The following is a 22,625-nucleotide window of genomic DNA, read 5'->3' as shown; positions in this document are numbered from 1 at the left end:
AATCAGACGCCACGAACTGAAAAACTGCTCCTCGTAGCATCCTCCTCAGCAGCTCTCATCCCCTGCTGCTTCCGACTTTTTCATTTACCAGATTCTATTGCCTTCCGCTCGTGTTTGCCTTTCAGCGACATGATTGCCGGAAGAAGAACGATGTCGCCGACCAAGGCTGTCAGCATGACCATTGCGCTGAGCAGGCCAAAATGGATCGTGGGCACGAAATTGCTGCACACCAGCACCCCGAAACCAATGGCCAGAATGACGGATGTAGTCACGATGGCCAGCCCTTTGTTCACGATGGCCTTTTCCAACGAAACGGAGATGGACCGATTCTGTTTTCGATGGGCACTGTATTCGGTCAAAAAGTGAATGGTATCGTCCACGGCAATGCCCAGGGCCACCACGGTAATCAAGGCGGTGGAGGTGTCCAAGGGAATGCCCAGCAGGCCCATGACCCCCAGATTCAGCAGCAATGGAAACAGATTGGGGACCAGACTCAGCAAGCCCATTTTCACCGAGCGCAACACCAGAAGCATGATCAGGCCAATGACGCCCACCGCCAATGCCAAGCTTGAAACCAGGCTCTCAATCAACGCCTGGATGACATTGACCTGTTGGACGACGTTCCCGGTGATTCTGACCGCAATACCTTCGGCCTCAAGTCTATCCAGAAAAGCCTGCAGAGCCTGAATCAACTCCGCCTGCCTGGCGGAGCTTGTTTCCGAGAGTCGAACCAGGATCCGGGCATGATCCAGAGCATTGTTGATGAAGTCGTCAATATCCCGTGAATCGTAGAGCAAGAGGTACTGCGCGATCAGCTCTTTCTCACGGGGGATGACATAAAAGGCTGGGTCCTCGTCATGGAAGGCCTTGTTCATGTCTTTGATGTAGTCGCCAAAGGAGATCGCCGTGTCCACCCCGGGCAACGTCAGCACAATGGACTGGATCGCATCCAACAACAGGAGATTATCCGGTTCACTGAACGCGTCAAAGGTTTCGGCGCGCAAGGAGATGTCCATCGTCGCGACCCCGCTGAGATGGTCCTGCACGAAGTCCAGATCCTGGCGGATGGGACTGTCCTTCTTGAAATACTCGACCAGATTGGTCTCTACGGAAATTTTCCCGGTAAACCAGACAGAGCCAATCACCACGGTCAGGAAGACAAAACAAACCCGGACATGTCTTTTTTGTACATACCCGCTCAGTGCATACAGGAAGCCAGGCAGCCCCCGATCTTTGGGTCTGTCACGGAATATTTTCGAGGGGTTGCAGAACAGCAACAAGGGGGGAAGGAGGAAAAAAGAGAAAATAAACTCGAAAACCATGCCCATGGAAGCCGCGTAGGCAAATTCACGGATCGGTGCAATACTGCTGACGGAGAGGGACAAAAAACCGATTGCCGTGGTCAATGTGGTCAAGAAACAGGGCAGGATCAGCTTTCCCAGAATACTGACCAGAGCCGACCTATTATCCGGAAAGGCCTGAAGAACCTTTCTATCCAGGCGGGAAAAGATGTGTACAGTATCCGCCAAGGCCAGGGCCATGACCAGGGACGGCACCACCGAAGTCACGTTGTGCATGGCAATGCCGGTCATGGCCATGAAACCCATGGTGGACCCAACGCAGAACGTGATGTTGATCAGGGCCAGGACCATCAACCGAAAACTCGCGAAGACAATCAGCACCACCAGGGCCACGAGCAAATAGGTCAGCGGAATGAATATGGAAAGGTCCTGCTGGACATAGCGGCTCAGGGCAACATTGGTCACGGAGTTGCCGGCCAGGTGAAACCCAAGCCCCTCGGCTTCCTGTTGCGCCAGCATCTCATGAACATGTTTCAGCAGGCGCTGACGAAATGCCTGGTCCCCCGGGTGGTCATGCGGATAGACAACAATAGCTGCGGCTTGTCCGTCCCTGGAAATCAGGTTGTCCAGGTAAAGCGGCGTTGTCAGGGCCTGCTGCCTGAGCAGCTCAAGCCCTTCACTGGATGAAGGGACGGTCTCAAGGAACTTCCTGACGTCAAAATACTCCTGGGCGCCGTCCACATAGTCGACATTGGCCAGGCTTTTCACATCACGGATGCCGGGCAGATCTTCAAGCGCAAGGGTCAAATCCTTGAGCAGCAGCAGGTTCTGTTCGGTGAAGATGTCGGGCTGTCTGAAGGCGATGACAAAGAACTCGTCGTTGCCAAAGACCGACTTGATTTCCTGGTAATAGGCGTAATCGGGATCATCATCGACAATAAAGTAGTCCACGTTGTCGATGGTTTTGATATTCGGAATCTGGGCCAGAAAAAACAGCCCCATCACCCCGCTTACAGCCAGGGAGAAGAGGGGGCACCCCACGGCAAAGGCACAGACCCATTTCAGGATCCCCTGCACCCTCAGCCTCCTGTCTCTGCCTTGTCCGGCCGCCTTGCCTCGTGCGGGTCGTAGCGCCCCCTGGCAATGATCCTGCCCGGATCCAATACCTGCTTCAACTCATGAACCACGTCCCAGAAAACGTCTGAGCCCTCGGCCAAGTGGGCCATGGAAGCGATGGAGGCCCGGTAGGGGGCATATCCGGCACGCATGATCTTTTGAAACAGTTCCGCGTAGCACTGACGGGCTCTGTCTGTTTCTTCCGGACTGTCTCGGTCGTAGGCAATGGTACATACGGCCACCATGGCCCGTTCCGTGATCAAGGAGACGGTAATCAGCGGCTCGAACCCGTACTCAAGGAATATGGGAGATACCTGCTGCACCAGGTCCTGGGCTGCCTCCCCTGTCATGGGCATGATCGGGGAGACCCACATCAACCCGGCATTGTTGTCCAGGGGATCCATGGAATCCGGCTCCGTCCGCCCCTTTATCCGCCAAAGCGTTCCGTAAAGGAAAGCATCCGTGGGCTGCCCCTGGAGCAATCCGCCCACCTTGATCAGGATACCCAGCTTGGCCTGGATCGGCTTGGCCCAGCCACGAGACTTCAGGAAGCCCAAAACTGTCTGCGCCAGGGACAAAGAGGCCGGACCGACGAAACGCACTCGGCCAAGATGCCGCAGGGCCTTACGGATTTCTCTCCGCGCAACCCGCACTTCAGCCTTTGTCCCGTAGATCGCCCCGCTGATGTTCCAGGCCCCGAACCCGCCTTTTGCGCGCAGCCCTTTGCGCAGCATTTCCGGCAAGGGGGTCTTACCGTGCGACTCCTCCCACGGGTAGCGCTGGAACGATGAAATAATCCGCAAGTCATTGCCGATGTGCACCAGGCTTTTGACCTGTCCCCGGAGCTTCAACGGGCGCAGGGCATCGACCATCCGGGGCAAATCGCCGTCATCCGGCATGGACAGGAAAAACATGTTGAAGCAATCCGGTTTGGGCATCAGCCAGATGCCCAAACCCGTGACAATACCCAGGCTGGACTGGGTGAACAGGCCGTCCAGGTAAGGGCCGATGCCCCACTTGAACACGTGCGTTGCCTTGGCTTCCTGGTAGTGCCCATAGCCCGTGCGCAGCACCCTTCCGTCACCCAGCACAATCTCCATCCCGCAGCTATGATAGAAATGATCCCCGTACGGGGTGTGCCCGAACCCCCGCTCCAGGGTGTTGCCCAGGATGCTGGCCTCGGGGCCGGAGCCCGTGCAGTCGAACCACAGGGGGATGTCCTGGTCCCGCAGATGATCAAAAAGCTGTTTCTGGGTCACGCCCGGCTCGATGACCGCGTAGGCCAATTCCCGGTTCACTTCCAGGATGTGGTTCATCCCGGACATATCCAGGATTACCTGCCCGTGGGTCACGGCGCAGGCATCGCCGTAGCCCCAATTTTTGCCCCGGCTGATGGGGTACAGGCTGATGCCCGCCTGGCGGGCAATGGTCACGACGGCCTGTACTTCCTCGGTGGTAGAAGGGTAGAGCACCCCGGCAGGCATGGTGCCCTTGGGCAGGGTGCTGCGTGCATACCGGTCTATTGTCTCCCGGTCGCGACGAGCCCGCGCCGGGCCCAGCAGCCTTGCCCATTCCTTGAATGCGGTGTCAAAGTCCGGTTTCATGGCTGTTCCTGGATGACAATGGTTTCCGTGGGAGATCGCATTTCATAGGTCACCCCCCGCCAGGTAATCCGGTTGGTGAACAGGGAATAGATGGTATTCATCAGAGCCAGAATGGAAGCCGGCGGGGCCAGCAGACAATAGGCCGGAAAAAGCCGTACCAGCTGCCGACGGTGTTCGGGGAGCATCTCCAGAACCGCGGGGAGCAGGACCAGGCCGTTGAGCATTTCCATGGGGATGATCGCAAGCATCAGCAGAGCAGCAACCAGGATCAACGGATCAGCTGCCCAGCCAAGGGCATAGCCCACGAGCAATGCCACGCCGAGCACCAGGATGGCGTTGCCCACGCAGTGAGCCAGGGCGATCTTCCACCACAGGGCCGGATGGTAGACCCTGGCAATGATGGTCTGGCGGTTGGTCCATTCCAGCATCTGGGCAAAGGTGCAGTCCTCATGGGTGGATACCAGGCATTGGGGCACGAAGCGGATGCCCAGCCCCTGGCTCCGCACCGCCGAGGTGATGGTCATGTCGTCGGACAGGGCGGTCTGCCAGCGGTCCGCAACCTTGCAGGTTTCGAATGTTTTCTTGCGGATGGCCATGGCCCCACCCCAGGCATAATTGGCTTGGGGGTCCGTGAGAAAGACCACCCCACCGCCGTTCCAGGCCGACCGCAGAACGGACCACAAGCCGCCCTGGACCGGCATGTACCAGCGAAAGCCCGTGGCCAAACCGGTCTGGTGATTTTCCAAGGGCTGGACAAGGTGGCGCACGAACCCCGGCCCAGGCCGGGCGTCCGAATCCATGAACACAAGGACATCCGTATCCTCGCCCACCTCGGCCACGGCCTTAAGCTGATTGTTGATCTTTTGGCCACGGCCCGGTGCAATGCCAGCGACCAGGAGCCGGGCCCGGACCTGGGGGTGGGCGTGAAGCCTTTTCTGGAGAGCTTCATGAGCTGGATCATCACGGCTTGCCGTAACCAGGATCAGTTCCAGATCCGGATAGTCCTGATCAAAAAAAGCCCCAATGTTCACATCGAAGTCAGGATCCAACCCCTTGCAGGGTACAATCAGGCAAACCTTGGGCCGATACCCGCGATCCGGATCCCGCCCCAAAGCTTCCCTGATATCCCGCAAAAACCGCCTTGCCAACAAAACCGGCAGGCTCGAAGCAACCACGGCAACAACCCCAATCAAAAAAAACACCCAACTCATACCCCCCTCCTCCTTTTTCCTACCTCTCCCCCTCTCACATCTCTTCATCCCTCCCTCTCTCCCTCACTCCTTCCCCCCTTCCAACCTCCCCAATCCTCCTCGCCGGCACCCCCCCCCAGATTTCCCCCGCCCCAATCCTCGAACCTTTCTTGACCACCGCCCCGGCCGCAACAATGGCGTTGTCCCCGATGTGCACATCCGGCAACACCACCGCCTTCACGCCCACAGTGACATTCCTGCCGACCACGATCATCCCCAAATCCACCCGATCGCCTTCCACGGCATGGGACGTGAGCAGGCAATCCTCGCCGAGCATGCTGTAGTCGCCGATCTCCACCAGGGAGGGATCCAGGATCTTGCCACCGACCATCACGCTTTTGCCGATCTTCGCGCCCAGGAGACTGAAAGCTGGGCCGCGCAGGTTTACCGGGACAAGGTTGGCATTGATCAGGGGCCAGAGATGGGTCACGTAGACATAGCCCATCAGTTTCCAGACAAGAGACTGGCGGTCCGTGTTCAGGAGCAACCCTCCCTCGAGCAAAGGACACAGCAAGCGCAACAGCCAAAGTAAAATTAACGTGCCTAGCACAAAGCCACTCAGGAAGACCGCAAACAAGAAAAAAGCCTGAAACCCGTGAGGCAGAAGGATTAACTGATGGACTACCAAGGCTAAGCCTGCCCCTGCGGCCAAACATGCTCCGGTGGCGCTTGTACCGAGGATAATGTCAGGGAGTATAATTTTCATATGCGGAGGGTATTCGTATCCGGGATCAAGATGCGAGACAAGCTGATCCTGCTTTCGTTCCTGGTGTTGATCATGAAAAAAGGCCGCCTTGCAAGCAAGGCGGCCTTAAAATCATGAGTTTGAAATGCGTGCCTTGATTTTAGGCCTTGTTTTTTCGTCGCACCCTGGCGTACCCTGCCAGACCCAGGAGTCCAGCACCAAGCAGAAGCATAGTTCCGGGCTCGGGCACAATACCTGCTTGCACATCAAAACTGGTATTTTCAAAAGTATCCCAACCATTTTCAGTTCCTGTATATTTTGCATTACCCTGCAACAATACATCTGCTGTTGCATTACTAGCAGAAACATAAATATCTTTATCAAAAATACCTTCCCAAGCTGCACCTACAGAATTTATAGTAAGGTAACCAAGATTAGCAATTTTCAATCCAGTTAAGTCTGAGTCTGAAACAGCTTTTTCTGCGACTTGTGATTGATATGTTCCAGGAAAACCCGAAAACTCAGGGAAAAAACCAGGAGCGAATGACAAGTCTAACATGAGAGTACCATTTGCTATAATATTATTAGCAAAAGTTGCTGCAGATGGCCCAGCAGCGATATCATTATCAAAATGTGTGTTTAAAGGTCCAGTATTGTTTTCATAAATTTTAACGCTACCACCAGTAAAGTAGCCAATACTACCGGCTAATTCAGGATCAAAGCCTTCTATTGGAGTGAGAGCTTCAAAAACAACATTATAATAAACACCACCTTGACCATAGACATATTTAAATTGGTTTACTGGTTGAATTATAGAATTTGCTTGCAATAACCCCTTCAACTCACCATTTGCTGTTTCTGTAAAATAGGACTCTCCATCGAGAACAAATTTCACAGGCCCTAGTGAAAGTGAAAGCGCATGAGCATTCCCCACCATCAGCATCCCGCTGAGAAACATTGCCGCCAGAAACAGGGTCAATAACCTTTTCATAATACTCTCTCCTTGTTAAACTCAAAAAAATTTAGGACGAACGGTTCATCGTCACCAGATTTCATTACAACACCTTAAGCAATCAACGTGCCACAGCGCAACATATTGAAATTAAGCGATGTCTACTTTTTTCTTGCCACTTAAGTGTAAAAACAATCGACAAACTGCTTTTCATTCGAAGCATACCTTAAGGTTTTGAATAACCCAAACCAAGCCGACAATGTCCTCGAATACCCTGAAACACTTAACTTCATGAACAATCCATTAGCTCGCCCTCTTGATTTAAACTCCCTCGTGCCCGTGCAAAATTTTCCGACACTCTTTCAGCAAGGCGAAACATCATCCCCCAACAACATAATTTCATACACAAAAAAGAAAACCCAGCCTTTTTCCGCCTCAGCGCAATTGCCCCAAAAACCTGCCTTACGCAGGAGTCGAGGTTGGTTGTATTTTTTTCCGACAAACCCACTTCACTTTCCGCCAACCGAATTTGGTGCACCACACCTTCAAACCTTATCCAGGTTGTCGTCCCATTGCCCACTCAACCCCAACAAAGAAGCATGCTTTTTGCAAAGATGTCTCCCATGGACGACAAAGCCTGGCCGCGTATTCTGCCTTTTGCCCTGTTCATGGCCGTGATCGGCCTTGAAGAAGGGCTGCGTTTTTTGGATTCCAGACAGTGGATCAGCCTCCAGGAATCCACGCTGCTCCTGCTCTACCCACTCAAGCCCCTGGCCGCGCTGGTCGCCTTGTTCCTCCTGCGCAGGGCCTACACGGAACTGCGTTGGGCAGACCTGGCCCGGCCCGGCCCGACCCTGGCCGCCATCTCCCTGGGCCTGGGCGTCTTCGTGCTCTGGATCAACATGGACTGGTCCTTTGGTGCCCTGAGCGAACCGCCCGGATTTGATCCCGGCGTCTTTGCCGATGAGCGCCTCCGGCTGGCCATGATCCTGGTCCGGATTTTCAGTGCCGTGGTGATCGTCGCGATCATGGAAGAAATCTTCTGGCGCTCCTTTCTGCTCCGCTACATCATCAACCCGGCGTTTGCCAAAGTCCCCCTGGGCGCATTCACCTGGCCCTCCTTTCTGATCTGCGCCGTGCTCTTCGGCCTGGCCCACCATTTCATCCTGGCCGGGATCATGGCCGGCATGGCCTACTCCCTCCTCCTTTACCGAACCAAAAGCCTGGCCCAATGCATCCTGGCTCATGCCGTGACCAACCTGGCTCTGGCCGTTTATGTCCTGCGGACCGGGCACTGGCATTTCTGGTGATCAGCCGAAAACCATTCTGACTCCCCTCGAAGCCACAAGCTTGGGCAGACTTGCGTCCCTTTGTTCGCCTTTTACGGACACCCACATACCTTGCCCGTTCCTTGTGCATCCCTCACTCCCCCCTGAGCCTGAACCACCCTGTTCGCTTTTTGCGGATTATTTCCCGTGGCAACCGTGAAAACCGGATTGCGCCTCACAATAAAAAGCATGTCATTTCAGATGGTAAAGCGGAGCAGCCCAGTCTGATAATTAGGCACGCATCTTGATATGTGATCACAAGAGAAATCCATTTTTGAAGAATCTTTTGCAACTATTCCGTCCAACCTGAGGGAGCGTCACTTTCCGGCGCTGGATTCCCTCCTTCGCGGGAATGACGTGTTTTTCAACGCCGTGTCCGAGTCAGCCCAACCCGCGAAATCTGTCCTCGTGCAGACGGGGAGCGGGTATCCAGGCCGCTCTTCCTCGGACAAGCTCAACAGTTACAAGCGCTTTAACATTGAATCACATTTGAAATCGAATAACTTCTAGTTGCTTGAGGAGGGTATGTCCTTGCTGAGATCATGCGTGTTTATCTTTTCGGTATTGTTGTTTTTCGTTTCCGCCTGCGGTGCCAATACCAAGGAGGAGCTGTACGCCGAAGGCGTTGCGCAACTGGAGCAGGGCAACCCTCAAGGCTCCATCGTGGCCTTTCGCAATGCCCTGGAAAAAGACCAGAACTTTTTCGAGGCCCGCTTTCAATTGGCCAAGGCCTATCTAGAGCTGAACAGGTTCGAACTGGCCGAGCAGGAACTGCGCAAGGTCCGGTTGCAGAACCCCTCCCATCCTGAAATCGCCCTGGAAATGGGCCGTGCCCTGCTCCTCGCCGACAAGCTCCCGGAGGCCCGTGAAGAAATTCTGGCCTATCTGCAAAACAGTCTCGATTCGCCGGAAGCCCTGCTTGTCCTCGGCGAGATATATGGGCGTGAGGCCAACTACGAGCAAGCCGGAAAAACCTTTCAACAGGTGCTGGTCCATGTTCCGGACGATCCAGAGGCCAATATCGGACTGGCCAAAATCGCCCTGATCCAGGGACAACTTGAGCAGTCCCGGGCCTTTCTGGACACCGCTCTGGCCATGGTTCCGGAGCATCTGGAAGCCCTGCACCTGCTTGCCGACATCCAGCAACGCCAAGCTGAAGTGGACGGCCTTTTGGAGACCTTCAGGACCATCACCCGGATCAACCCCCAGGATGTGAACAGCCTTTACCGCATGGCCATGATCCACCTGGACAAAGGCGACCTGGAGAAAGTGGACGAAATCGGTCGGGGCCTCAGAGAACAGCACCCGCGCCGGGCAGAAGGCTTCAGCCTGCAGGGGCTGAGCTATTTCCGGGAGCAGAACTTTTCCGAGGCCATTGTTGCCTTGCAACGGGCCAACAGCATCCAGCCCTCCCTGGAAAACCACTTCTACCTGGGCTTGAGCCTCTACCAGACCGGCGAGTTGGAAAGCGCACTGAGCGCATTCCGTACCGTCCTGGACCGCGCGCCCGAGTTTGTCCAAGCCCGGCTGATGACCGCTCTCATCCTTCTTCAGCAGCAGCGCCTGGACCCGGCCATTGACGAGGCCCAGCGCGTCATCCGTCAGGTCCCGGGCAATGCCCTGGCCTACAACGTCCTCGGGAGCGCGTACATGGCTCGGGGCGATCACGGGCAGGGCCTGGAAGCCTTGCGCACGGCGACGCAGTTGAACCCGGGCCTGGTGGACTCCTATCTCAAGCAGGGCATTTTCCACCTCAGCCAGGGGCATGCCGAGGATGCCGAAGCCAGCCTGGACGCCGCTATCCAGGTGGCGCCGGACCAGCTGCAGATCCGCATGCTGCAGTTCGCCAACCTGATGCGCCAGGGCGAGGTGGAGAAGGCCTACGACCTGATGCAAGAAGGGCTCAGCGGGGATCCGAGCGATGCGGCCCTGTACAACAACATGGCCGCGATCCGATTCTCCCGGAACAACCCATCCGAGGCGATGGAGCTTCTGGACAAAGCCAAGCAGGTCAATGCCGCCTACCTGCCAGCCTACTTCAACTCCGCGGCCTATTACACATCCAGCGGACAGCCGGATAAGGCCCTGGAGGAATATCAGGCGGCCCTGGCCCAGGAGCCCGCCAACCCCAGGGCGCTGATGAGCGCGGCCCTGCTGTCCGGGATGCTCGGCCAGGAAGAACAGGCCCTGGAATTCTTCGGCAGGGCCCGGGCCACCGGGACGCCCCAGGCTTTCCTGGCCTCGGCGGAGCACCACCTGCGGCGGGGAGAGCCGGAACAGGCGATGACCGTGTTGGATGAAGGCATCGCCGCCACCACGGACAACCTTCCCCTCAAGGAGGCCAAGGGCCGCATTCTCCTGGGTCTGCGCGAACACGACAAAGCCATTGCCCTGTTTCAGGAAATCCGGGAGCAGCAGGAAGAGAGCGGTCTCCTGCTTCTGGCCGACGCCTTCATGCGCAAGAACGACCCTTCCACGGCCATGGAACAGGCCGGGGAGTTGATTGCCCTGCGCCCGGACGCCGCCGGGGGCTATCTGCTCCTGGCCTCAATCCACGAGGTGGCGGGGAATCTGGATCAGGCAGAGGCCCAAATCCAGGCCGGCCTCAAGGCCGAACCGGCCAATGCCCAGGCTGCCTTGCGCCTGGGCAATCTGCACGCCCGCAGAGGCGAGCTGGACAAGGCCATGCAGGCGTTCCAGCAGGCCGAGCAGATCAACCCCGACTTTGCGCCGGCCATCTTTGCCCAGGGCTCCGTGCTGGAAGTTCAGGGCAAGATACCCGAAGCCATAGAGGCCCATCGGCGCGCCCTGGGAAAAAACCAGAACTACGCCCCGTCCCTGAACAATCTGGCCTACCTGTACCTCAAGGGCCACGGCGACAAAGCCGAAGCTTTGAACCTGGCAGGCCGGGCCTTCCGGGCGGAGTCCAACAATCCCGGGATCATGGACACCCTGGGCTTGGCCCTGATCATGAACGATCGGGCCTCTGATGCGCTGCCCCTGCTGGAGCGAGCCGCGGCCATGATCCCGGACAACCCCACGGTGCGCTATCACCTGGGCCTGGCCTACAAGAATGCCGGGGAACCGGACAAGGCCCTGGAAGAAGTGAACAAGGCCCTGGAGTACGAAACCTTTCCCGAGAGCCAGGAAGCAAGGGACTTAAAACGTGATTTGGAGCAATAGTATCCAAGAGATTCTCAGCTGATGATCAACCTGGAGTAATCGCATGAACAAGTTCCAACTCACACTTATTGCCGGCGATCTGGCTTTGGCTTTCTTGGCTCTGTACGCGGCCTTCGCTCTGCGCTTTGGCCCGGCCCTGGAAAGTGGCGCGCAACATCAGCCGGAACAAGTGTTGGCTTTTGCCCTGGTCATGCTTTTTTCCTCCTTTTTCGTGGAAATGTACAACCGCCTGGACTTGGCTTTGAGAACCCTGATCATGCGATCCATCATGGGCTTGGCCTTGTCCTTTTTCCTGCTGTCGGCCCTGTATTACACTTTGCCGTCCATCATGTACGGACGGGGCGTGGTATTCCTGGCCATGGCCGTCTTCGGGACCCTCCAGGTCCTTTGGCACGTGCTCCTGCGTCGTGTCGACGTATTCCCCGGCATTGCCAAAAGGGTGCTTATCGTTGGCACCGGCCCCCTGGCCCTGCAAATGGGCACGCTCGTGGATGCTCGGAGCCAACAATACGTTCTCTCCGGCTACTACAACCTTGAATGCGAACCCGTGGACGTGCCCAGGCAGGAAATCGTGCCCAACGGCCACGGCCTTTTCGAGGCCGTCAAGCAACACCGGGCTCAGAAGGTCGTGGTTTCCTTGTCCCAGCGACGGGGGGTTTTTCCCTTACAGGAGATGCTCAGCTGCAAAATCAGCGGCGTGGAGGTGGTGGACGCTCCCACTTTTTACGAGCAGGCCACGGGCAAGCTGCTTCTTGAAAACATCACCCCCAGTTGGTTCATCTTCTCCAGCGGGTTTCGCATCAACGATTTGATCCGCTTTGCCAAACGCATGGTGGACGTGACCACGGCCGGCCTCGGGTTGCTGCTGGTCTCGCCGTTTTTGCCCATCGTGGCCCTGCTCATCAAACTGGACTCTCCGGGCCCGGTTTTCTTCCGCCAGACCCGCGTCGGCCAGGGCGACAAGGAATTTACCTTGATCAAGTTCCGATCCATGCGGCAGGATGCGGAAAACATTACCGGAGCTGTCTGGGCTGAAAAGGACGATCCACGCATCACTCGGCTAGGCAGATTCCTGCGCAAAAGCCGCATTGATGAAATCCCCCAGCTCTTCAACGTCCTGCAGGGCGACATGAGCCTTGTGGGCCCGCGGCCTGAGCGACCCGAATTCGTGGCCAAGCTCAAGGAGCTGATCCCCTACTATTCCGAACGGCACTATGTTAAACCCGGCGTCACCGGCTGGGCCCAGGTCTGCTACCCCTACGGTGCCTCGGTGGAGGACGCTGTTGAAAAATTGCGCTACGATCTCTATTATGTAAAAAATTTATCCATCCTGCTCGATATCCGGATCATGCTCCGAACCATCGGCGTAATCCTGTTTCGAGAGGGAAGCAGATAGGACTTGACGCCCTGCTTGCAACGCCAGAACCTCTGTTGTTGAGGTCTGGACAAACGAGTGCTGAGTGCGCATTTGCAGTACAGCGGACGCGGTGACTCAGGGAAGACGAAATCCAGATGCCTTTCCCTGGCCCTGAAATTCCCGCACACTTCCGTTGCACCGGGACTTGCGCTCCGGCACTTTTTTTTGAGCGTCCCTGAAGCCGATACGCTATCAAATACCATAAGGAGTTCCCATGAAACGCCTGATCCTGCCCCTGCTGATTATTCTCCTCCTGCCCACCACATCCCTGGCCGAAGAGTACGTAGTCGCCGAGAATGACGTCCTCTCCATTTCCGTCTGGGGCGAAGAATCCCTAAGCGTCACGGCCAAAGTCCGCCCGGATGGAAAAATCACCATTCCGGGCCTGCGGGACGTACAGGCCGCCGGATTGACGCCCATGGCCCTGACCGACGTGCTTGAAAAACGACTCGCGACCATGGTCCAGAACCCCATCGTCACGGTCACGGTCCAAGAAATCTCACCGCGCAGGCTCTATGTCTTTGGTGAAGGCGTCGAAACCACCGGACCATTGAGCCTGCCGCCCCAGTCTTCCCTGCTTCAGGGTCTGGCCTCATTGAGCAATACGAAAAGCGCGGACTTTTCCCGAGCCTACCTGATGCGGGCCGGCACGATCATCAAGGAGAACTTGCACGGGCTGTACGTGGACGGAGACGTCACCCAGGACATCCTGCTCCAAGGTAACGACTTCCTGTTCATCCCCCGGCTCAAGGATCCCAATGTCTATGTTCTTGGAGCCGTCAACGACCCCCGTTTCCTGCCTTACAGAGAAGGGTTGACCCTGCTGGAAGCGGTCCTGGAGGCCGGCGGCTTCTCCCCCATGGCCAGGGAAAACCGGACCAGCGTCGTCCGCAAGCAGCAAGACGACGAGGACCTGGTCATCCCGGTGCGCGGCAAGGATTTGCTTCAGGGGGACACCACCCAGAATATCGAGCTCATGCCCGGAGACTATGTCATCGTGCGAGAGGGGCTGTTCTAGGCTCACATCCGCTTCGCAGTGCACGACGGGATGGCAGGAGGACATGCGGGTTGCGAGTTGATCCGCCTCGTGCCGACAAGAAACCCTCAAAATCTTTTATCCGGAACTCAGAACTGAATCCTCCCGATCGGAGCTCTCATGGCCGCACTTCAGACAGACTTTGACTACAAGAAGTATCTTTATCTCGCCTACAACAGGCGTTTCCTGATCATTTTCGTGACCCTGATCATATCCTTCGCGGGGATTTTCTATAGTCAGGCGTTGACCGACAAGTATGAAGCCAGAAGCACGGTGTTCATCGAAGAGAACGTCATGGCCAGTCTGATGCAGGGCATTGCCGTGACGACCTCCATGGACGCCAAGATCCGCGTGCTGACCACGGCCATGCAGACCAGGACCCTGCTTTTGCAAGTCATCCGGGAATTGAACCTGGATTTGCACATCACCAGCGATGCCCAGCGAGAGGAGCTGGTACAGCAGTTACGCTCGGCAACCAACATCTCCCTGCGCCCCAGAGACGGTCTGTTCGTCATCTCTTTCAGGCACGAAAACCCGCAAGTGGCCAGGGATTATGTCAACACTCTGGTGCGGCGTTATATCGAACAAAACATCACCACCAGTCGCCAGGACACTTACGACGCCTTCCTGTTTCTGGCGGAGCAGATCGAGATTTTCAAGGAGCGCCTGGATGAAGCGGACGCGGCTGTCCTGGCCCTGCGCACGGAAAAAGGCAACCTTCTCAACAGAGACCCCGGACTGGTTCTCCAGGAGATCGCCCAGGCCGAAGACAGACTTCAGGAGCTGTCCGTACGCCGATTTGAACTGCTCTCCCAGGCTTCCCAGGCCCAGGCCATGAGCTTTGACGAACAAGGCAACCCCATGCAGGGCCATTTGGCCAGACTGGACGCCCTGGAACAGCGCCTGGACGGACTCCTGCTCCGTTACGGTCCCAGCCATCCAGATGTTGTCAGGACCAGATCGGCAATCCAGGCGTTGGAACAGCAACGCAAGGACAACCCGGAAGAACCCGCTGCACCGCGCCCCAAAAGCCGTGGGACCGATGTCTTCAGCATCCAGGCCCAGGAACTGAGGGCACAGGAGGAAAGGCTCCGCAGGCAGATTGCTTCCAACCGCGAAATGCTTCAACTGATCCCGGCGGCCCAGGCCGAGTTTGCGGAACTGGAGCACAAACGGGCCGAACAGCAACGGGTTCTCGAACAATTGATGAACCGCTTCGGCCAAGCCGAAGTATCCCGACAGATGGAGCTTCAGGATAAGACCACCACGTTCCGCGTCGTGGACCCCGCCATCCTGCCCTCCAAGCCGGTCAGCCCGAACCGGCTGATGCTGATGCTCATGGGCATTGTTCTTGGCCTGGGAGCAGGCCTGGGACTGACTATCGCCCTGGACTTCCTGGACCATTCCGTTCGCCATGTGGACACCCTGAAAAACCTCGGTTTGCCCATCCTGGCCGTGGTTCCCAGGATGCTCGATCCTGGGTTGGTCATGCGCCAGAAGCGCAAAAACCTGCTTTTCTATTTTTTGGCCGGCTTGATGCTGCTGATGATCATGGGAATTCTGGCCCTTGAATTCTTGCAGATCAACATCCTGCACAAGGCTGTCACCAACCTGCTGGATCAACCTTATGTGGATCGTGGCCTCTCCGTATTGAAACGAATCTATTGGAGAATCTTTTCATAAGGTCCACGCTGTGTGCACATCACCACATCTCACCAAGGAAACCAAACTAGAAGCATCATGAGTAGAATCGAACAAGCCCTGGAAAAGGCCGCCAAGCTGCGCGACGTCAACCTGGAAAGGACGGGTCGCCCGGATGACAACCCTGAATCGCGGACTCCATCACCCGAGGCTCCTCCGCACGCCTTCATCCCCACCCAAAGGCCTCTTGAGATCACCAACCCCACCCTTGTCGCGGCCACCAACCCCCAGTCCCCCATGGCCGAGGAATACCGCAAGCTCAAGGAAATGATCATCAAACTGACCAGGGCCGATCAGGTGAGAAACACCCTGATGATCACCAGCGCGATGTCCGGCGAGGGCAAAACCACCACCGCGATAAACCTGGCCATCAGTCTGGCCCAGGAATACGACCATACCGTCCTGCTCATTGACGCGGATCTGCGCAGGCCCTCCGTCGAAAAGTACCTGGGCCTGGGTCCCAGGCCAGGCTTGGCCGAATGCCTGCTGGACGGGGCCGCCGTCCCTGACCTGCTTATTAAAACCGGCATCGGCAAGCTGGTGGTCCTGCCTTCGGGCAGGGCCACGCCGAATCCGGGTGAGCTTTTTTCTTCCAGCAAGATGCGCGACTTGATCAAGGAAATGAAACACCGCTATGCGGACAGATATATCATCATTGATACCCCGCCGGTGTTGCCCTTTGCCGAAACCAGAACTCTGAGCACCATCGTGGACGAGGTAATTCTGGTGGTCAAATCAGGTCTATCCACCGTGGAAAACATCAAGGATGCCATGGAGGCCATGCGCGGCGCGAGCATGCTGGGCCTTGTCTACAACAATGCGCCTCCAGACTCTCTGGGCAGCAGCTACTCCCACTATCACTATGGCTATGGTTATGGTTATGGTTATGGTACCGGATAAAGGAAATAAACACGTTTTTTCTACTGTGGCATGGCCTTGAAGATAGAAACTATGAACAGTTGCGCATTTAACAAAATCTAGCCCATGAAGCCGTGAAAAACATCGGCAAACCGCGAGCATCTCTCAACCGCTGATTCTTGTCACTCGCAACTCAGCACCCATTGCTCAGCACGTAATTCGGGAGCGTTCGTGTACGAATCCTTTTTCAATCTGCGCACAAAGCCTTTTGACCTGCTGCCCAACCCCTCTTTTCTTTACCAGAGCAAATCTCACAAACGGGCCATGACCTACCTGGACTACGGCATCAAGTCCCGTTCCGGGTTCATCCTCATTACCGGTGAGATCGGTTCAGGCAAGACCACCATCATTCGCGACTTGATAAAAAAGAAGATCCCCAAAGTCGTCCTTTCCAAGGTCTTCAACACCAAGGTAAGTTCAGAGCAACTGATCTCCATGATCAACGACGATTTCGGGCTGCCCGTGCAGGGCAAGGACAAGATTCAGTTGTTGCGCGAACTCAACGAATTTCTGATCGACCAGTTCGCCAAGGACATGCAGCCCGTGCTGATCATCGACGAAGCCCAGAATCTGTCCGCGGAACTCCTGGAAGAGGTCCGCATGCTCTCCAACCTGGAGACGGAACAAGCCAAGCTTTTACAAATCATCCTGGTGGGTCAGCCGGAACTCAAGCGCATCCTGGCCTCCCCGGACATGCTCCAGCTACGCCAACGCATCAACATCAACTGCCACATCCAACCCCTGACCGCGGAGGAAACCGGGGAGTACGTGCTGCACCGCCTGGAAAAAGCCGGAAACCGCGAGGCCGTGGACTTCGCTCCCGAGGTTCTCGCCCTGATTCATACTCACAGCCGAGGGGTGCCCAGGCTGATCAACATTATCTGCGACTTCTTCATGCTGTCCATGTTTTCGGAAGAAACCAGGGCCATGGACGGCTCCACGGCCCTGGAAATCGTCAAGGAGCTGGATTTCGAGCAGCAATTCTGGCAAACCGAAGTCGAAAATACTTCGAGCAACCATTCCGGGAGCAACGGCGACTTATCCGGGAAATACCCCGACCTGGAGAAAACAAAGATTAAGCTCAGTGCACTGTTGAAGGACATTACCCAGCGCATCGAGTACCTGGAACAGAGTGCGGACCAGTGGAACAGGAAGGTTTTCCTGGATGGTAGTGAGGAGCGGATGTCCCGCCTGGAGGAGAGCATTGCCCAGCAGGCCTTGCAGTTGGAAATTCTGGGCGAAGAGATCCACAAGCTCCAAGCACAATCCCGCAACACGCCTCAAGATGAGGGAATGATAGGCCACCGGGACGCAAATTCACGACTTTCGGATGCGGAGACAGGTCCGCCACCCCAAGGCAAAGGCTTTTTGCGTCGGCTCTTCGGCAATGGGAACGAAGGCTGATGCCGAGCCCTGAGAATCGAAGCCTGTGCCGAAGGCGGGGATATTTCCCCTGGCACCGAGAACTCCGGCTCTGAGCAAAGGAAAAATCGCTCTCTTCCATGGCTCATCGTTAAACGACGCAGTTGCTGAGGACGAGAGACACATTACTCCCTGGAGGATCATTATATGCAATATCATACGCTATCACATGCCGGGACCACCCTGATGCCGATCCTCCTGCTGCTCTTTCTGGCCCTCCTCATGTTCCCATCGCCCACCACGGCCTCGGAGTTCACGATTCGTCCCTCCATCGCCATCAGCGAGGAGTACTCGGACAACGTGAACCAGGATCGGGAAAAGCTTTCCGAGTTCACCACCCGGGTCAAGCCCGGGTTGTTCGTCGGCCAGGAAGCCCGGTATTGGGACCTCAGCTTGTCTTATGATTTCGAGTATTTGTATTATGCGCAAGGCAACAAGAAAAAAGGCGATGGCACGTTCATGCAGGACGACACCAAACACACGGTCAATGCCCGTGGCTTGGCGCGTCTCGTGCCCAACCTGCTCTTCCTGGAAATCCGAAACGACTATCGCCGGGTGGACCTGAACCTCCTCCGATCCTCCCAGATTTCCCTCGCGCCTGATACCGATCCGGACGGCCTTCCAATCCAGGAATACCGTGTGGGTACCCCTGAAACCGAGTTCGTCGAGTCAACGGAGCGGGATCGAGACAGCTCGGACCGCAACGTTTTCTCCATTTCCCCTTTCATAGAATTCCAACCCACGCCCTTGAGCACGCTCCGGGCGGGGTATAAATACACAAACACGTGGTACAAGGAAGAGGACATCGAAAAGAAACATCTCCACGAGGCCTTTCTCGACGCGGGCTACGAACTGACAGGCAAACTCGGACTTGATGCCGGTTACTTCAGTGCCTGGGAGCGGGTCAGTGATCCTTCCGACTCGCCCGACCAAGACGAGGAGCAGCTCTCCGGCCGCGAGGATCGCCACACCGTGTACGCTGGGCCACGCTATGCGTACGCCGAAAATTCCAGTATCTATACCCGGATCGGCAACACTTGGCGACGCTCCCCGGACTGGCCATCCGATCATGAACCGTATTGGAGCGCGGGGTTGACCCATGCTTTTGCGGCCATGACCGCTGCCTTGATGTCGCAGGTCAGATACACTTACGATCCGCTGAAAGAGGAATCCCGGCGCGAGATACTCAACACCGCATCCTTGACTCGGCCCTATGCCCGGGGATCGATGGCGGTCACTGGCGCATATACCCTGCTCAACGAGCCCAAAGGGACCAAGGTCGCCACGGGCGTCCACGTCACCCATGAACTCACCCAGCGGCTCACGGCCAATGCCCGGCTGAACTACAGCCGCCGCAAGGAGGACAAGAACGCGCGGCAAGAGGACGGTACCCAGGAAACGTTCTCAGAGCGGATCAACGACTGGAGGCTGCGTCTCGGGCTGACCCACCTCCTTGCCCGTGACTTCACCCTTGACCTGAATTACCTTTTCATCGACTCAGCCTCCAACGATCCTCTTTCCGACGATACCTTCCGGGAAAACAGGATAACCCTGGAGGTGAAAAAAGTGTTCTAGCCCGGTTCCCCGGCACTCCATACGCACATGCTCCAGACCTCCCTCTCCATCGCCGCCATCGTGACGGCCCTGGCCGTACCTCTGTTCCTGCTGTCGCGCGGACGAAGGTCCGTGGACATGTTCCTGCTTCTGGCCGCGCTTGGAGTCTGCGCGGCCCTGGAACTATTCGATCTGTTGGCCCTGCTCAACCCAGACGCCTTGCCCCGCTGGAAGCGCTTGGCCATGCATGCCGAAGGCCTGCTGCCCCTGGCTTGGCTTTTGTTCAGCCTGACCTTCGCCCGGAAGCTGGACAGCCAGAGCTTCTCCAAGGTGCAGGCCACCTGTCTTGTTCTGGCTTTGGCCTTTCCCGTCACCGTACTGGTCTTCCCCTTCGAGGCCTTCTACTTTTCCCCGGACTTTGCCCTTGAGCGTATTCTCTTTCTGGGCCCTCCGGCCTTTATCTTCTATGTCTGCCTGATCCTCTTTCTGGTACTGCCCCTGGTCAACCTGGAAAGCACTCTCGCCTCCACCAGCCACGGTCTTCGCTGGAAGGTCAAGCTGACTCTCATCGGCGCCGGGATCGTCCTGGCCGGCCTGCTTTTCTACTTCAGCCAGGGGCTGCTCTATCGGACCCTGAACATGCAATTGGTGCCCGTGCGTTCCACCGCACTGTTTCTGGGCTCGCTGCTCATCGGATACTCCCTGATCCGCCGCGGCAGCAAGGACGTACGCATCAGCCTGTCCAGGCAGATGGCCTTCAAATCCTTGGTATTGTTGGTTGTGGGGACATATCTCCTCGGCCTGGGCCTCCTTGGTGAAGGCCTGAAGCACTTCGGACCCGACTTTCCCCGTGTACTCCTGGCCATCATCGCCCTGCTTTCCGGCACCGCGCTGGTGGTAATCCTTTTGTCCGAGAGCGTGAAGCGCAAAATCCGGGCTTTTCTGGTCAAACATTTCTACAAGAACAAGTACGACTATCGCCAGGAATGGCATAAGTTCACCGAACACTTGTCACGGGCCAGGTCCAGGGAGGGACTCCAGGACGCCGTGCTCAAGGGTTTCTGTGAAACCTTCGGCATGGGCTGCGCGGCCCTGTTCCTGCATGACTTCGACAACAACACCTTCACCTGCCGCTCCTTCATGGAAATGGACGAACCGCGAATCACCTTCCCCCAGGACGATCCCCTCTTTGTCCCCATGCGCGAAAAGGGCTGGGTCCTGAACCTCGGTCAGGACCATCCGGCAACCATCAACGCTGAACAAACGCGTTTCATCGACGAGTATAAGATCGTACTGATGGCTCCATTGATCATAGGCGACCGCCTGGACGGATTCCTCATGCTGGGCAACCCCATGGACAAGCAGGAGTCTTACAGCTTTGAAGACTACGACCTGATCAAGGCCATGGCCCGACAAGTGGCCCTGGCCCTGCTCAACTTCCGTCTGGCCGACCAACTGGCCCAGGCGCGAGAAATGGAGGCCCTGGGCAAGGTCTCGACCTTCGTGGCCCATGACCTGAAGAATCTCGTGTATACGCTCTCCCTGATGCTGGGCAACGCCCAACACTATATGCACGAACCTGAATTCCAGGAGGACATGCTCCAGTCCCTGGGCAACACCGTGGACCGGATGAAAATCCTCATCTCCCGGCTCAAGTCCCTGCCAGGAACCATCAGTCTGAACAGGCAGAAGGTGGACCTGCGGGATCTAGCCGAGGAAGCCGCGCGCTTCGTGGACGCCGCCTCTGTCTCGGTGGTCGGCGAAGCTGTATCCGTAGAGGGGGACCGGGAGGAACTCTTCAAAGTTCTGCTCAATCTGCTGCTCAATGCCCTGGAAGCCACCCAGAACAAGGGGCCGGTCACCCTGTCCGTGGGTGGCGACGATCACGAAGCCAGCATCGTCGTCATGGACGAGGGTTGCGGCATGGATCAGGAATTTGTGCGGGATGACCTGTTCACGGCGTTTCGGACCACCAAGCCGGACGGTCTGGGTATCGGGCTGTACCAATCCCGACAGATCGTCGTTGCCCACGGCGGTCACATCGAGGTCCAAAGCCAAAAGGGTCGGGGCACGGAATTTACGATTCGCCTGCCTCTGAGACAGACCTGAAGGATCAATGACAGCAATGGAACGGGACTTGCTATTTATTCAGAAGTCCTTGTTTCCCGGACAAGATCCGGGCCGGCGAAGAAATTCTTTTGAACCTGATAACCTTCTACCCCTGGAAGCACCCATCCCATGACATTCCTCGATGCACTGAAACAATATCGTTTCCACCTGCTGGCAAGCCTGCTCATGCTTGCCGGTCTCTACTACGGCGTTGTCCCGGACATGGTTCGACAATGGGCCAGCGACGACAACTATTCCCACGGATTTCTGGTGCCTTTGATCTCCGCCTTCTTCATTTACCAGCGCTGGGACCAACTCAAATCCGCGCCGGTCAAACCGTCGGGCATCGGGTTGATCGTGGTCATCTTCGGGCTGTGCCAGTTGCTCCTGGGCTGGCTGGCTACGGAATACTTCAACATGCGCCTGTCCCTGGTCGTGCTGCTATGCGGCATGACACTGTACTGGTTTGGAACCCGGGTATTCACGATCATGGCCCTGCCCCTGCTCTACCTGGCCCTGATGATCCCCATCCCGTACATTATCTACGATGCCGCGGCCTTCCCCCTGAAGCTCTTCGTGACGCACGCTTCCGTGGCCGCCCTGAAAATCATGGGCGTGGTGGTCTGGAACGAGGGCAACATCATCATGTTCACGAACACCGTGCTGGAAGTGGCCGACGCGTGCAGCGGGTTGCGCTCCATCATGTCCCTCCTGGCTTTAGCCGTGGCTTTCGCCTTTCTGACACAGAAGAGCCATATTAAAAAGGCGATCATTATCGCCTCGGCCGTGCCTATTGCCGTGCTGACCAACGCCATGCGGGTCATTGTCACCGGTGTGTTGGCCCAGCATTGGGGTGCCCAGGTGGCCGAAGGTTTTTTCCACGACTTCGCGGGCTTTGCCGTGTTCGCCGTGGCTATGGTTCTCCTCGTGGTCCTGGGAGGGCTGCTGAGCCTTGTTGGAAAGGAGCGCTCTCAGGAGACTGACAGCTGATGCGTGCGAAGATGAGAGATAAAAGAAAGCAAGAAGAATGCTCCACCTCAGCAATCCAA

General features: G+C 56.7%; 15 protein-coding genes. 10 read left to right on the top strand and 5 right to left on the bottom strand.

Features of this window, described 5'->3' with window-relative positions; genetic code table 11:
* Positions 1-80: 80 nt before the first annotated feature.
* The 5 genes from GY33_RS0111220 to GY33_RS0111195 all read right to left on the bottom strand — a co-directional run bounded on the left by GY33_RS0111220 (position 81) and on the right by GY33_RS0111195 (position 6,947).
* A complete protein-coding gene (locus tag GY33_RS0111220; RefSeq protein ID WP_152555173.1) occupies positions 81-2,378 on the bottom strand; it encodes an efflux RND transporter permease subunit in 2,298 nt (765 codons plus the stop codon).
* 2 nt (positions 2,379-2,380) lie between these two features.
* Complete coding sequence (locus GY33_RS0111215) at positions 2,381-4,021, bottom strand: FAD-binding oxidoreductase (RefSeq protein ID WP_051822533.1); 1,641 nt, start codon at positions 4,019-4,021, stop codon at positions 2,381-2,383.
* The gene (locus tag GY33_RS0111210) at positions 4,018-5,232 is read right to left on the bottom strand and encodes a glycosyltransferase (protein WP_031387417.1); all 1,215 of its coding nucleotides are present in this window, start codon (positions 5,230-5,232) and stop codon (positions 4,018-4,020) included. The genes GY33_RS0111215 and GY33_RS0111210 overlap by 4 nt, the downstream gene beginning before the upstream one ends.
* Before the next feature lie 34 nt (positions 5,233-5,266).
* Positions 5,267-5,758 carry an acyltransferase gene (locus tag GY33_RS19215; protein WP_161788469.1) on the bottom strand — a complete coding sequence of 164 codons (492 nt, stop codon included), beginning with the start codon at positions 5,756-5,758 and terminating at the stop codon, positions 5,267-5,269.
* A 358-nt stretch (positions 5,759-6,116) separates the two neighbouring features.
* Positions 6,117-6,947: a PEP-CTERM sorting domain-containing protein gene (locus GY33_RS0111195; RefSeq protein WP_031387415.1), complete on the bottom strand. Its 831-nt coding sequence runs from the start codon at positions 6,945-6,947 to the stop codon at positions 6,117-6,119.
* A gap of 584 nt (positions 6,948-7,531) precedes the next feature.
* Between GY33_RS0111195 and GY33_RS0111190 the strand changes: the two genes are divergently transcribed.
* The 10 genes from GY33_RS0111190 (at position 7,532) to xrtA (ending at position 22,566) form a co-directional block, all read left to right on the top strand.
* Positions 7,532-8,218, top strand: a complete 687-nt coding sequence (locus tag GY33_RS0111190) for a CAAX prenyl protease-related protein (protein WP_031387414.1) — start codon at positions 7,532-7,534, stop codon at positions 8,216-8,218.
* Between the two features lie 549 nt (positions 8,219-8,767).
* Entirely contained in the window at positions 8,768-11,419 is a 2,652-nt protein-coding gene (prsT, locus tag GY33_RS0111180) for an XrtA/PEP-CTERM system TPR-repeat protein PrsT (protein ID WP_031387413.1), read from the top strand.
* Between the two features lie 43 nt (positions 11,420-11,462).
* On the top strand, positions 11,463-12,815 hold the full coding sequence (locus tag GY33_RS0111175) for a TIGR03013 family XrtA/PEP-CTERM system glycosyltransferase (RefSeq protein WP_031387412.1): 1,353 nt from the start codon (positions 11,463-11,465) through the stop codon (positions 12,813-12,815).
* Between the two features lie 235 nt (positions 12,816-13,050).
* The gene (locus GY33_RS0111170; protein WP_031387411.1) at positions 13,051-13,854 is read left to right on the top strand and encodes an XrtA/PEP-CTERM system exopolysaccharide export protein; all 804 of its coding nucleotides are present in this window, start codon (positions 13,051-13,053) and stop codon (positions 13,852-13,854) included.
* Between the two features lie 138 nt (positions 13,855-13,992).
* A complete protein-coding gene (locus GY33_RS0111165) occupies positions 13,993-15,555 on the top strand; it encodes an XrtA system polysaccharide chain length determinant (protein ID WP_035271894.1) in 1,563 nt (520 codons plus the stop codon).
* A 57-nt stretch (positions 15,556-15,612) separates the two neighbouring features.
* Positions 15,613-16,473: an XrtA-associated tyrosine autokinase gene (locus GY33_RS0111160; protein WP_031387409.1), complete on the top strand. Its 861-nt coding sequence runs from the start codon at positions 15,613-15,615 to the stop codon at positions 16,471-16,473.
* Positions 16,474-16,662: 189 nt separating this feature from the next.
* Entirely contained in the window at positions 16,663-17,895 is a 1,233-nt protein-coding gene (locus GY33_RS0111155) for an XrtA/PEP-CTERM system-associated ATPase (RefSeq protein WP_051822530.1), read from the top strand.
* A 165-nt stretch (positions 17,896-18,060) separates the two neighbouring features.
* Positions 18,061-19,488, top strand: a complete 1,428-nt coding sequence (locus tag GY33_RS0111150; RefSeq protein WP_031387407.1) for an outer membrane beta-barrel protein — start codon at positions 18,061-18,063, stop codon at positions 19,486-19,488.
* Between the two features lie 27 nt (positions 19,489-19,515).
* Positions 19,516-21,576, top strand: a complete 2,061-nt coding sequence (gene prsK, locus GY33_RS0111145) for an XrtA/PEP-CTERM system histidine kinase PrsK (RefSeq protein ID WP_031387406.1) — start codon at positions 19,516-19,518, stop codon at positions 21,574-21,576.
* 129 nt (positions 21,577-21,705) lie between these two features.
* On the top strand, positions 21,706-22,566 hold the full coding sequence (gene xrtA, locus GY33_RS0111140) for an exosortase A (RefSeq protein ID WP_031387405.1): 861 nt from the start codon (positions 21,706-21,708) through the stop codon (positions 22,564-22,566).
* Positions 22,567-22,625: the final 59 nt, after the last annotated feature.

It is taken from the genome of Desulfonatronum thiodismutans (assembly GCF_000717475.1).
GTDB lineage: Bacteria > Desulfobacterota > Desulfovibrionia > Desulfovibrionales > Desulfonatronaceae > Desulfonatronum > Desulfonatronum thiodismutans.
This window is presented reverse-complemented; position numbering and strand designations above follow the sequence as displayed.